Consider the following 12515-nt stretch of genomic DNA (forward strand, 5'->3'; position numbering starts at 1 on the left):
AGGCAACTTACTAGCTGTCTTTTGAATATAAAAATTAACTACAAATAAAACACATAGAATGACCGCAGATTTATTACTAGGATTACAATGGGGAGATGAAGGAAAAGGAAAAATTGTTGATGTTCTTACTTCAAATTATGATATTATTGCTCGTTTTCAAGGTGGACCAAATGCAGGACACACTTTGGAATTTGACGGAATAAAACATGTTCTAAGAACTATTCCTTCTGGTATTTTTCATAAAACTGCCATAAACATTATTGGAAATGGAGTTGTAATAGATCCTGTAGTTTTTCAAAAAGAAATTGAAGGTCTTGAGAAATTTAATTTAGACATCAAAAGCAAATTAATCATTTCAAGAAAAGCACATTTAATTTTGCCAACACACCGTTTATTAGACGCAGCTTCTGAGGCATCTAAAGGTAAAGCAAAAATTGGTTCTACATTAAAAGGAATTGGTCCAACTTATATGGACAAAACTGGAAGAAACGGTCTTCGTGTAGGTGATATTGAATTAGAAGATTTTGCAGATCGTTACAGAGCTTTGGCTGACAAGCATGAAGCTATGATTAAATTCTACGATGTTGCTATTCAATACAACTTAGAAGAATTAGAAAAAGAATTCTTTGAAGCAATTGAAGAAATAAAAAAATTAGACTTTATTGATAGTGAAGAATATTTACACCAAGCTCAAAAAGCGGGTAAATCAATATTATGTGAAGGTGCTCAAGGTTCATTATTAGATGTTGATTTTGGAACTTATCCATTTGTAACTTCATCAAACACAACTGCTGCCGGTGCTTGTACTGGTTTAGGAATTGCTCCAAATAAAATAAAAGAAGTATACGGAATTTTCAAAGCGTATGTAACACGTGTAGGAAGCGGTCCATTTCCAACGGAACTTTTTGACGAAGATGGTGCAACTATGGCACGTGTAGGAAATGAATTTGGATCCGTTACAGGAAGACAAAGACGTTGTGGATGGTTAGATTTAGTGGCGCTTAAATATGCCGTTCAAATTAATGGCGTTACACAACTGATGATGATGAAAGGTGATGTACTTTCAGGATTTGAAACCTTAAAAGTTTGTACGGAATACAACTATAAAGGTAAAAACATCTCTCACTTTCCTTATAACATCGAACCAGAAAATGTAACTCCAGTTTACCAAGATTTCAAAGGATGGCAAGCAGATTTGACTGGTATGACAACATATGATGAATTACCAATCGAATTAAAAGAGTACATTGAATTCATTGAAAAAGAAGTAGAAGTTCCTATCAAAATAGTTTCTGTAGGACCAGACAGAAAGCAAACTATTCTTAAATAAGATTACTAAACGCTCTGAAAATTCAGAGCGTTTTTTTTAGTTCATAAACCAATCCCAACGAATGAAAAATCCAGCTATTAAAATACAAAAAACCGAATTACTTTCTGACAATTGGTACATTTTAAACAAGGTAACTTTTGATTATCAAAAAAAAGACGACTCTTGGATTACCCAAAAAAGAGAAGTATATGATCGAGGAAACGGTGCTGCCATTTTATTATACAATACCCAACACAAAACTGTTATTCTAACCCGACAGTTCCGCTTGCCAAGTTACCTTAACGGAAATGAAACAGGAATGATGATTGAGGTTTGCGCAGGACTTTTGGACGAAGACCATCCAGAGCAATGCATCATTCGAGAAACTGAAGAAGAAACAGGATACCGCATTACTAAAGTTGACAAAATAATGGAAACGTATATGTCTCCAGGTGCAGTCACTGAAATTTTATATTTGTTCGTTGGAGAATACGATGAATCCATGAAAGTCAGTGACGGTGGTGGAGTTGAACATGAAGAGGAAAATATAGATGTCTTAGAAATGACCTATGACGAAGCTTATGCTATGATTGAATCTGGGGAAATAAAAGATGCCAAAACAATCATGTTATTACAATACGCTAAAATAAAAAATCTAATTTAATTTAATGAGTAATCAAACTAAAGGAGCCTTTTTCGCTTTATTAGCCACTTTACTTTGGTCGGTAAATATGGTAATCGCCAGCGGTATTAAAGGACACATTCCTCCTATTGGACTGGCTTTTTGGCGCTGGACAATCGCTTGCATCGTCTTGTCTCCATTTGCAATTAAAAGCACCATCGAAAGTTTTACGGTTATAAAGAAACACATTCGGTATCTTATGGGTACTGCGGTATTGGGCATCACTATTTTTAATACACTGATTTACTTTGCAGGAAAAACAACAAGTGCGGTCAATTTATCTTTAATAGCCATTTCGATTCCGTTGTTTATTGTTGTTCTCTCCAGAATTATTTTTAAAGAGAAAATATCCACTATAAAAATAGTTGGAATTGTAACGATAATTACGGGAGTTCTTGTACTTATCACCAAAGGGTCTCTAGAAGCATTGCTGCATATTAACTTTACAATTGGGGATTTGTTGATGCTTGTGGCCTGTTTCTTTTTTGCTTATTACACAATATTAGTCCGACAAAAACCAGATGAATTAACACCAAAAGTATTTTTATTTAGTGTCTTTGTTATTGGTACAATTTTCCTTCTTCCATTTTATATTTGGGAACATTTATTTTATAAAAAAGTCATTTTTGATACTAAAACAGTATTAGCAACCACTTATGTCGGCATTTTTGCTTCACTGGTTTCCTATTATTTGTGGAACGAAGCGATTCGGTTGATAGGTACCTCAAAAACAGCATTAATCTATTATTTAATTCCGGTGTTCAGTGGAATTTTAGCGTATTTTTTTCTGGGTCAGGCTATTGTAATCACTCAAATTATAAGCATGGGAATCATTATTACCGGTTTATTGATAACCAATAAGAAGTAACTTTTATAGCTACAATAGAAATAAAAAAAGTGCAATGAACATATTTTCATTGCACTTTTTTTATGGTAAAGTCTTATCCGAGAAAAACAATTATTTATTAGGTTGCGGAGTCATTCTTAAATACGGTTTGACTCTTTCATAACCTTTTGGAAATTTAGCGGCAATATCTTCATCTTTAACTGCTGTTGAAATAACCACTTTTTCTCCATCTTTCCAGTTTGCCGGCGTTGCAACACTATAATGTGCTGTTAACTGTAAACTATCAATTACACGAAGTAATTCATCAAAATTCCTTCCGGTTGAGGCTGGATAAGTCAAGGTTAATTTTATCTTTTTATCAGGTCCAATTATAAAAACCGAACGAACTGTAAAACTTTCATTCGCATTAGGATGAATCATATCATACAATTGAGCTATATGCTTATCCTCATCTGCGATAATTGGAAAGTTAACCGTTGTGTTTTGTGTTTCATTGATGTCTTTAATCCATTCCATATGAGAATCTAATCCGTCAACGCTTAATGCGATTACTTTTACATTTCTCTTTACAAATTCAGGATAATAATTAGCCACAGTCCCTAATTCAGTGGTGCAAACTGGAGTAAAATCAGCAGGATGCGAAAATAATACGCCCCAAGAATCTCCTAACCATTCATGAAATTTTATCTTTCCTTGTGTAGTTTCTGCCTCAAAATCTGGAGCAATATCGCCTAATCGTAGTGTTGCCATAATAATTTCTTTTTTTTGATTATTAACAGTCTAAGTTATTGAATTAAGGGTAATAAAACTTAAAACAAATCTTAAAGTTGTACTAAAAAATTAACAAGATGAAGCTGATGATTATTCTCCGTTACAAAAAATATTTAGGTACCCAAAAAAACATTTTTGAGACCGAAATCCCTAGCCCCGATAAAAGTGGAAATCCTTTATAGCAGTAAATCCTGAAAGGTTTACTGCTATAAAGATTGAAACGGATAGCGGGAAAAAGCTCCAAAAAAACAAATATTAAGAAGGATTATTTCTTTTTCATATTGGGTAAGAAATAAGTAAAAACACCAATCAGCGGTAGAAAAGAACTTAATTTATAAACGTATTCAATACTGGTTTGATCTGCAACATAACCCAAAATTGCCGAACCTAAACCTCCCATACCAAAGGCAAAACCGAAAAATAGTCCGGAAATCATCCCTACTTTTCCTGGCATTAATTCTTGTGCAAAAACTAAAATCGCTGAAAACGCAGAAGCAATAACAATTCCGATGATAACCGATAATACTCCTGTCCAAAATAAATCAGCATAAGGCAATAATAAAGTGAATGGCGCAGCTCCAAGTATCGAAATCCAAATGATATATTTTCTGCCAAAACGATCTCCTAAAGGCCCACCTATTAATGTTCCTGCAGCTACCGAAGCTAAAAACAAAAACAAATGAAACTGAGATTCCTGTATCGTAAGCCCAAATTTATGCATGAGATAGAAAGTAAAATAACTTGACATACTCGCCATATAGAAAAACTTGGAAAATATCAACAACAATAAAACTGCTAATGCTATATTAATTTTTCTTTTGGACAATGAAACTGCAACCTCTTCAGTGACTATTTTTTTAGCAGCTCGAAGATTCAAATGATTTTGATACCACAGCGCAATTTGGGACAAAATAATGATTCCTAAAACACCTGCAATCACAAACCATATTATATTCGATTGTCCAAAAGGAGCAACAACCAGTGCTACTAATAAAGGACCAATTGCACTTCCTGAATTTCCTCCCAATTGGAAAATAGATTGTGCCAAACCTCGCTTACCTCCTGAACCTAAATAAGCAACACGAGATGCTTCCGGATGAAATATGGAAGAACCAATTCCTACAAATGCAACTGACACCAGCAACATCCAAAAAGAAGTTGAAATCGATAAAAATCCCAATCCAGTAATAGTAAATAACATCGCGATTACTAAAGAATAGGGTTTTGGATATTTATCGGTATAAAAACCTATGAAAGGCTGCAGAATAGAAGCTGTAAGTTGGAAAACGAATGTTATCAATCCAATTTGAGTGAAACTAAGATTAAAATTCTCTTTTAATATTGGATACGTCGAAGGAATAACTGATTGCATTAAATCATTTAACAAATGAGCAAAAGCTATTGAAAATAACACCGAATAAACTGTTTTTTGAACGATTGGAGCGTTGATGGTTTGTGACGCTGTTGCTGAAGAAATATTCATATTCTAATTATAAAAGGGTCTAAAAATTAAATAAATTGTGCCACGAAATACCAAAACACTAATGTTACGAATGACAATGGTATTCCAAAACCAATCATCATACTACTCAATCTGGGTTTTAAACCGTGGGAAGTAGCCAAAATACTTGCTGTAATCATTGGAGCCATAGCAGCTTCCATGATGGATACCTGAATCGTTTTTGAATTTTGATCTAAAATTACAACATACAATAAATAGATTAGCGCCGGAGTCAATATTAATTTGTACAAAAGTCCCAATCCCAAAAATTTCCAATGTTGGCTTTTCCTATCAAATCGCAATTGCAATCCTACAGAAAGCATTGCCAATGGAGTCATCACACTACCCACTTTTTGTAAACCAAACTGAATATATTCGTGGAAATCAAAATCCAATACATTCATTAAACAAGCCAACAGGAAAGTGATAAATGGAGGAAAGAACAGTATTTTTTTTGTAATATGAAATCCGCTGGGACTTCCACTAGAGAATAATGTGGCTACAAGAATTCCTAATGTTGAAAGTACGACAAAAGTACCCGGCTGATCAACCAGAATAGCAGTTTTTAAACCTTCTTCACCATATAAAGCTTGGATAATTGGAAAACCTAAAAAAGAAGTGTTCCCCAAACCGGCAGTAATAATCAAACAACCCGTAAGTTTTTTTGACCATCCAAATCTATTTCCTAAAAAGCTAAAAAGCAAATACGAAACTATAAAACCAATCCATGTGACACCAATAGGAAACAACAGCTTATTATCCCATTCTATTTTTGGTATATAATACAAGGCCAAAGCAGGAAGACAAATATAAATAACCACATTATTTAAAATCTTGTACGTATTGGACGGAAAACGTTTCACTTTTTGCAATACGATTCCAAGAAATAGACAAACGAAGATTAGAATAATGTTATTCATAGTGTAGAATTGAATGCAAAAATACCATTTAAATTTATTTAGAAAAAAAGGAAATCGCCATTTTGATTTTTCCATAATGTTAAAAAAATATAAAACTTGTCTATTTCAATTTTACTCGTATATTTGTAATATATTTTATTACAGTATGATTTCAGGTAAATTTGCAATAACAATCCATATCCTTACTTTACTTTCTAAATTTCCAGAGGACTATTTATCTTCTGAATTTATAGCGGGAAGCATGAATTTACATCCAGTTTTAGTAAGAAAGGAAATAGCAAACCTGAAGAAAAACAATATTGTAGAAAGTAAAGAAGGCAAAAATGGTGGAACTAAATTGCTGAAATCTGCATCAAATATTTCATTAGATGCCATTTTTAAAATGACTTTTGATACGGTCAATTTAGGTTTCTCAAAAAACAAACCCAATCCAGACTGCCTTGTAGGAAAGAAAATCAACGAAAATTTAGAAAATTTATATGAAAACATCAACGAAAAAATCAGCTCGCAATTAAGAGGTATTTCATTGGAAGATTTTTCGAATAAATTTTAAACTATTTTTTTAAACTAAACTGTAACTTTTTTTATTACTTTTAAATACATATAATTATGAAAATTGCAATTATTGGAGCCACCGGATTTGTAGGTTCCGCTATTTTAAATGAATTAGTAAATCGAAATCACGAGGTTATTGCCATAGCAAGAAACCCTAAAAATGATGAAAACGTAACCATCAAATGGGAAAAAGCAGACATAAATAACGTTGAAGAACTGTCTAAGATTATTGCCGGAAATGATGTGGTAATAAATGCTTTCAGTGCCGGATGGACCAATCCAAATTTATATACTGATTTTCTTGAAGGATCAAAAGCGATTCAGGAAGCGGTTAAAAAATCAGGTGTGAAAAGATTTATCACCATTGGTGGCGGAGGAAGTTTATTTGTTGCTCCAAATTTACAAGCGGTAGATACCCCCGATTTCCCAAAAGAATATTATGCAGGAGCAACAGCGGCAAGAGATTATTTGAATATTATTAAAGAAGAAAAAGAGTTGGATTGGGCATTTTTCAGTCCGGCTTTTGAAATGCACCAAGGAATTACTACAGGTAGAACCGGAAAATACCGTTTAGGATTAGACACTCCCGTTTTTGATGAAAATCAAAGAAGCATTTTGTCCGTTGAAGATCTAGCAGTTGTTATTGCTGATGAAGCTGAAAATCCAAAACACCATCAAGTCCGTTTTACAGCAGCGTATTAATTCATATCCTAATTTTAACTAAATCACTCTATGCACTTAAAGTTCATAGTGATTTAGTTTGCCACAGATTAAAAAGATTCACACAGATTAATCAGTGATAATCTTTTTAATCTGTGGCAAAACATTTTCTAGAAGCTAAAGCGAAATGCACTAAAGTGCATAGTTTTAACTATTTCTATGACCAATAAAACAGTTTCATAAGGCAATCGCTTTTTGAAACTGTTTTTGTTTTCACTACTTTTACTCTTCAAATAAAAAATTTTGTCGAATAAAAAACAGTCCCATAGCGCCCTACACGAAAAACCTGGAATTTCTCCCCCAGAAATTATCAGTTCAATCGCTGTTGCGCACATCAAAAAATTCAGAAAAATTCAACCTTCACCAAAAGAATTGGTTGAGGGGATTTTAGTAGGAAATATAACGGCATTGAGTCGGGCAATTACGCTGGTCGAAAGTACAAATAGTGATCATTTGGCGAAAGCCAACGAAGTTATAAATGCTTGCTTACCTCATGCCAATAAATCAGTAAGAATAGGAATAACTGGAGTTCCTGGTGTGGGAAAAAGTACCTTTATTGAAGCTTTTGGAAAATACTTGACAAGTTTAGGGAAAAAAGTGGCCGTTCTCGCCGTTGATCCCAGTAGCACGATTTCGCATGGAAGTATTTTAGGTGACAAAACCCGAATGGAGGAATTAGTTAAAGATGAAAATGCTTTTATTCGCCCTTCGGCATCTGGAGAAACATTGGGTGGTGTTGCCCGAAAAACCAGGGAAACCATTACGCTTTGTGAAGCTTGCGGGTTTGACACAATAATTATTGAAACTGTGGGAGTTGGTCAAAGTGAGACCGCTGTTCACAGTATGGTGGATTTCTTTTTACTGCTAAAAATTTCTGGCGCCGGTGATGAATTGCAAGGTATCAAACGCGGAATTATGGAAATGGCAGATGCTATCGTAATCAATAAAGCCGATGGCGATAATATTAGAAAAGCCAACTTAGCAAAACTAGAATTCAATAGGGCATTGCATCTTTTTCCTGCTAAAAAATCAGGTTGGATTCCTACCACTTCAACTTGTAGTGCGATAACACATGAAGGAATTAGGACTGTTTGGGAAACTATTGAGCAATTTCTGGAACTGACGAAAGAGAACAATTATTTCTTTGAAAAGCGAAAAGAGCAAAATCAATATTGGATGTTAGAAACGATCAACGAACAGTTAAAATTGAACTTTTACAACCATCCTGAAATTCACCAATTATTGGACTCAACAAAAAAAGCGGTGCAAAATGATGAAATTTCACCCTTTACAGCCGCTCAATTATTATTGGAAAAATATTTTAAATTTTAATAACTAAATTTCAGAACTATTATTTTTTAACGGATGTTACCCACGGAATTTTTAGCCGTATCATGTTTCGTTTTTAAAATACCATTTTCTATGGTAAAACCAACGCGAACCTGAGTTTTCAAGGTGTCTTTTAAACCCGAAGTCGCTTTTTCAACTATAACAAATGCTAATTCAAAATCACCCTCTGATAATTCCAACATCGAATCACCACTATTCTTATCTTCCATTTTCCAAACTAGTTTTCCAGTTCTTGCATAGGAAGCTGCAGCTGCTCCACCGCCAGCACCTCCTGCTAAATTACCCACACTCGAAACTGCTGCCGAAATAATAGCACCACCCGGCAAAACACCACCCAATAACGAGGCGCCTTGTGATAATGCTCCTCCGGCTGCATGTAACCCTTGATTTACTTTTTCGCCAAAAGCAAGACTCTCATTTCTAGACAATTCAACAATTTTACCATTGGCAATATTTATTTTATATCCTGTATTAGAAGGAAATAAAACAACACAACCTCCTTCAATTAATGCTATATTTATTTTACCCGCATTTACTTTCTCGCCAAATGTTGCTCCTTGAGTTTGTTTTGGAACGGTAACATTCATCGAAATTCTATTGGGCATTCCTCCATTTATGTTATTTATATTGCTTTTTGCATTTCCTATCGTTTCTGGAGTTGACTTTGTTTCCATTTCATTTAAAGAATTGTCTGTTTGTATCTTTTTCTCTTTTATGGATGCATCTAATTTTTTTAGTTGAGCAAAACTATTTTGCGCCAATAAAAGCAGAACAATAATAACTTTTGAAATTGTTTTTGAATTTTTCATCACAGTTTAGATTTAATGGTTTATAGTAGTATATCAATAGCCGTTAGTATTTGTTACCCCTATTTTTATTATTTTTTTTTAGTTTTAAACATTCTCGAATCCAGTTAGTTAAAAATATAACTAATTTATTTGAGTATAAATTTTATTTTCAATAATTAGAAAATATTTAAAAAAGGAAACAAAAAATGACCATAAATGATAAAATTTAATCATTTACGGTCATTCATTTATTATTAGAAACGTGTTAAACTAAACTTACTCTTTTTCGTAACGCTCCATTTCCCTATCGTAAAATTCATTCGCCAGAACAATCAATCCCTCCATTTCAGCATTCAATTCACCTTCATCAAGATCTTCCGCTTCTTCCATGAACTCTACCTCATCATCTTTTAGATTGATAATAAATCTTGGGTAATCTAAGTGTATGATGAAAATATCTTCCGGAAAATCTGTATTGTCGCCTAGTAAAAATTTTGGTAATTCCATTTTTTTATGTTTAATCGGTTAATCGTTGTTTTTGTTTATTCGATTAAACAAATAACCGAATAAACTTTTTTAAAATCTATTTATCAGAAAGAATAACTGGTGTATTGCCTCTACCATTCATAAAAATGATTTTAGTATTAGGAGAAGCTGCTAGTTCTTTTTGTGCTTTTATTTGTTCGTATTGCAATTGTTTATCTGATAAGCCAGTAGAAATAATTCTTTGATAATCAGCAATACCTTGTGCTTCCACTCTTTTTCGTTCGGCTTCCTGTTTTTCTTTTTGAAGTACAAAAGTCATTTTTTGTGCATCTTGTTCTGCATTAATTTTACTTTCAATAGATGCTTTTACTGATGTAGGAAGGTTAATATTTCTAATTAGCAATTGCTCCAAAACCAATCCTCTGGTTTTAAAATCAGCTTCTATCGTTTTGAAAATTCGTTGTTGAAATTCGTTCCTTTTGGTAGAATATAAAGCGACTGCATCATAATAAACAGCGTTATCACGAATACGGGTTCTTGTTACGGGACGAACAATTTTATCCGAATAATCAACTCCAATTTGCTTGAAAATTTTTGGTGCCGATTCTGGCGAAACACGGAATAAAACGGTCAAATCAATTACCACTTCCAGACCGTCATTTGACAAAACACGAATGGCATCATCACCTGTTTGAGCCCCTTCTCCATGAACTGCTGACATGGTGTAGTTTTGAGTTTGAATATCAAACTCAGTTACATCCAATAATGGATTTATCAAATGCAAACCACTTTCCAAAACATCGGGTTGTACACTTCCGTATAGCGATTGAACTCCCACTTTTCCCGCATCAATCTGTTTGAACATCGAAGAAAAAAGACCTAAAGCAATTACTAAAACGCCAATAATTTTTAGAACATTTGCAAATTTTGAAAACGGATTTACATTACTTTTTAATGAAAAACTAGTAATCAATAAAATTATTCCAAGAATAATAAATAGTATCATTTTTTTTATTTGGTTGGTTAGGTTTTGTTTGTATGCTTATTATACGAGGAAAGAAATTAGAAGTTACATTGTAAGAACATTATTATTTATGATTCTTTAAAACTAATTTTCTTGTTAATCTCGCAAAGCGAATATACAAAAATAAAGCGGCAGCTGTTAATCCTGCCAAAAGCCCAATCCAGATTCCTACTGCCTGTAAAGACGTATATTTTCCTAGATAATAAGAAATAGGAAAACCGATAACCCAATACGCAACAAACGTAATATACATAGGGATTTTTACATCTTGCAAACCTCTTAAAGCACCCAAAACTACCACTTGAATTCCATCTGAAATTTGAAAAACGGCTGCTACCAAAAGTAGTTTAGCCGTTATTATAATTATTTCCTGATTGTCCAAAACTTGAGCAGAATCATTCATATTCAAAAATAAGTGCGGTAAAAAATTATGGAAAACAACAAAAACAATCCCGAAAAGTGTTTCCAGCATAATTGCTAATAAAAAAATAGAGCGGGCAACAATTATCAAATTTTTATAATCGTTCATTCCTTTAGTATGACTTACTCTAATCATCGCTGTAACACTCAAACCCATGGCTACCATAAATGTTGAGGATGCCAGAGTCAGTGCTATTTGATTGGCTGCTTGACTATTTTTTCCCAAAGAACCAGAAAGCCAAATAGCCGCAGTAAACAACGTTACTTCAAATAGCATTTGCATCGCTGAAGGTAAACCCAGATTGATGATTTTTTTCAGAACTGATTTTCGTATTTCTTTGAAACTAAAGTTTTTAAAATAACGTTTCAATACTTCGTTTCTTTTCATAAGATAATGCATAAAAACCACCATCATAATTCTTGAAATTACCGTTCCTAATGCTGCACCTAGAATTCCTAGTTTAGGAAAAATCCAAAATCCATAAATCAGCACATAATTAAAAAACACATGCACCACATTTGCCATAAAAATAGCATACATTGAATATTTTGTTTTCGCTAAACCATCGGCAAATTGTTTGTATCCTTGATACATTATAACCGGAATTAAAGAAAAAGCCACCCAATCAATATAAGGAGCAGCCATATCAGCTACTGCTTTGGGTTGGTGCATCAAGTACATTATTTGTTTAGACAATACCGTCAAAATGAATAATGCTACCCCTAAAACGGTACACAGAAGCAACCCATGGTGAAAAGTAGTTCGGATTTTTTTATCGTCTTTTTCGGCATCAGCCTCAGCAGTCAATGGGGTTATAGCTGTAGAAAAACCTATTCCTAAAGATAATGCAATGAAGATAAAACTATTACCAAGGGAAACAGCCGCTAACTCAGTAGAACCAAGATTACCTACCATGAAATTATCTACAATTCCTATTAATGTATGACCGAGCATTCCTAAAATTACAGGATAAGCTAATCTGATATTATAAGAAAACTCTTTGGTATATTGAGATAAATTCACTTTTTATTTTTTTGTTGGCAAAGGTAATTAGAAGGTTTCAATTGTATCGATACAATTACAAATATAAAGCCTCTCTTTTAGTTATTATTTACACATAACAAGGAATTGTATAACAAAA

The 12515-nt window shown here is 33.4% G+C and carries 13 protein-coding genes; 6 read left to right on the plus strand and 7 right to left on the minus strand.

The window, feature by feature from the left end; genetic code table 11:
* Positions 1-58: 58 nt before the first annotated feature.
* The 3 genes from OA85_RS11850 to OA85_RS11860 all read left to right on the plus strand — a co-directional run bounded on the left by OA85_RS11850 (position 59) and on the right by OA85_RS11860 (position 2859).
* On the plus strand, positions 59-1330 hold the full coding sequence (locus OA85_RS11850; RefSeq protein ID WP_039109999.1) for an adenylosuccinate synthase: 1272 nt from the start codon (positions 59-61) through the stop codon (positions 1328-1330).
* 61 nt (positions 1331-1391) lie between these two features.
* The gene (gene nudK, locus OA85_RS11855; protein ID WP_039110000.1) at positions 1392-1973 is read left to right on the plus strand and encodes a GDP-mannose pyrophosphatase NudK; all 582 of its coding nucleotides are present in this window, start codon (positions 1392-1394) and stop codon (positions 1971-1973) included.
* Positions 1974-1977: 4 nt separating this feature from the next.
* Positions 1978-2859: a DMT family transporter gene (locus tag OA85_RS11860; RefSeq protein ID WP_039110001.1), complete on the plus strand. Its 882-nt coding sequence runs from the start codon at positions 1978-1980 to the stop codon at positions 2857-2859.
* Positions 2860-2949: 90 nt separating this feature from the next.
* On the opposite strand, the gene OA85_RS11865 is transcribed toward OA85_RS11860, so the two are convergent.
* From OA85_RS11865 to OA85_RS11875, 3 genes are all read right to left on the minus strand, one after another.
* The gene (locus OA85_RS11865; protein ID WP_039110002.1) at positions 2950-3588 is read right to left on the minus strand and encodes a peroxiredoxin; all 639 of its coding nucleotides are present in this window, start codon (positions 3586-3588) and stop codon (positions 2950-2952) included.
* A 286-nt stretch (positions 3589-3874) separates the two neighbouring features.
* A complete protein-coding gene (locus OA85_RS11870; protein WP_039110003.1) occupies positions 3875-5092 on the minus strand; it encodes an MFS transporter in 1218 nt (405 codons plus the stop codon).
* A 26-nt stretch (positions 5093-5118) separates the two neighbouring features.
* The gene (locus OA85_RS11875) at positions 5119-6030 is read right to left on the minus strand and encodes an AEC family transporter (protein WP_039110004.1); all 912 of its coding nucleotides are present in this window, start codon (positions 6028-6030) and stop codon (positions 5119-5121) included.
* Between the two features lie 145 nt (positions 6031-6175).
* Between OA85_RS11875 and OA85_RS11880 the strand changes: the two genes are divergently transcribed.
* The 3 genes from OA85_RS11880 (at position 6176) to meaB (ending at position 8637) form a co-directional block, all read left to right on the plus strand.
* Entirely contained in the window at positions 6176-6583 is a 408-nt protein-coding gene (locus OA85_RS11880) for an Rrf2 family transcriptional regulator (RefSeq protein WP_039110005.1), read from the plus strand.
* 56 nt (positions 6584-6639) lie between these two features.
* Positions 6640-7287 (plus strand): NAD(P)-dependent oxidoreductase, encoded by a 648-nt coding sequence (locus OA85_RS11885; protein ID WP_039110006.1) that lies wholly within the window; start codon positions 6640-6642, stop codon positions 7285-7287.
* Positions 7288-7548: 261 nt separating this feature from the next.
* The gene (gene meaB, locus OA85_RS11890; protein WP_039110007.1) at positions 7549-8637 is read left to right on the plus strand and encodes a methylmalonyl Co-A mutase-associated GTPase MeaB; all 1089 of its coding nucleotides are present in this window, start codon (positions 7549-7551) and stop codon (positions 8635-8637) included.
* 26 nt (positions 8638-8663) lie between these two features.
* Here meaB and OA85_RS11895 read toward each other — a convergent pair whose 3' ends face one another.
* The 4 genes from OA85_RS11895 to OA85_RS11910 all read right to left on the minus strand — a co-directional run bounded on the left by OA85_RS11895 (position 8664) and on the right by OA85_RS11910 (position 12397).
* Positions 8664-9464 carry a hypothetical protein gene (locus tag OA85_RS11895; RefSeq protein ID WP_039110008.1) on the minus strand — a complete coding sequence of 267 codons (801 nt, stop codon included), beginning with the start codon at positions 9462-9464 and terminating at the stop codon, positions 8664-8666.
* A gap of 255 nt (positions 9465-9719) precedes the next feature.
* A complete protein-coding gene (locus OA85_RS11900; RefSeq protein WP_039110009.1) occupies positions 9720-9950 on the minus strand; it encodes a hypothetical protein in 231 nt (76 codons plus the stop codon).
* A gap of 76 nt (positions 9951-10026) precedes the next feature.
* Positions 10027-10935, minus strand: a complete 909-nt coding sequence (locus tag OA85_RS11905; RefSeq protein WP_156129457.1) for a prohibitin family protein — start codon at positions 10933-10935, stop codon at positions 10027-10029.
* An 82-nt stretch (positions 10936-11017) separates the two neighbouring features.
* Complete coding sequence (locus OA85_RS11910) at positions 11018-12397, minus strand: MATE family efflux transporter (RefSeq protein ID WP_039110010.1); 1380 nt, start codon at positions 12395-12397, stop codon at positions 11018-11020.
* Between the last annotated feature and the right edge of the window lie 118 nt (positions 12398-12515).

Origin of the sequence: Flavobacterium sp. AED (assembly GCF_000812945.1) — a bacterium.
Taxonomy (GTDB): domain Bacteria; phylum Bacteroidota; class Bacteroidia; order Flavobacteriales; family Flavobacteriaceae; genus Flavobacterium.

What these genes read in the sequence shown, in the direction of transcription:
- OA85_RS11885 (WP_039110006.1), top strand. Translation starts at nt 6,640, where the DNA reads ATGAAAATTGCAATTATTGGAGCCACCGGATTTGTAGGTTCCGCTATT.
- OA85_RS11905 (WP_156129457.1), bottom strand. Translation starts at nt 10,935, where the DNA reads ATGATACTATTTATTATTCTTGGAATAATTTTATTGATTACTAGTTTT.
- nudK (WP_039110000.1), top strand. Translation starts at nt 1,392, where the DNA reads ATGAAAAATCCAGCTATTAAAATACAAAAAACCGAATTACTTTCTGAC.
- OA85_RS11880 (WP_039110005.1), top strand. Translation starts at nt 6,176, where the DNA reads ATGATTTCAGGTAAATTTGCAATAACAATCCATATCCTTACTTTACTT.
- OA85_RS11875 (WP_039110004.1), bottom strand. Translation starts at nt 6,030, where the DNA reads ATGAATAACATTATTCTAATCTTCGTTTGTCTATTTCTTGGAATCGTA.
- OA85_RS11850 (WP_039109999.1), top strand. Translation starts at nt 59, where the DNA reads ATGACCGCAGATTTATTACTAGGATTACAATGGGGAGATGAAGGAAAA.
- OA85_RS11900 (WP_039110009.1), bottom strand. Translation starts at nt 9,950, where the DNA reads ATGGAATTACCAAAATTTTTACTAGGCGACAATACAGATTTTCCGGAA.
- OA85_RS11895 (WP_039110008.1), bottom strand. Translation starts at nt 9,464, where the DNA reads ATGAAAAATTCAAAAACAATTTCAAAAGTTATTATTGTTCTGCTTTTA.
- OA85_RS11870 (WP_039110003.1), bottom strand. Translation starts at nt 5,092, where the DNA reads ATGAATATTTCTTCAGCAACAGCGTCACAAACCATCAACGCTCCAATC.
- OA85_RS11865 (WP_039110002.1), bottom strand. Translation starts at nt 3,588, where the DNA reads ATGGCAACACTACGATTAGGCGATATTGCTCCAGATTTTGAGGCAGAA.
- OA85_RS11860 (WP_039110001.1), top strand. Translation starts at nt 1,978, where the DNA reads ATGAGTAATCAAACTAAAGGAGCCTTTTTCGCTTTATTAGCCACTTTA.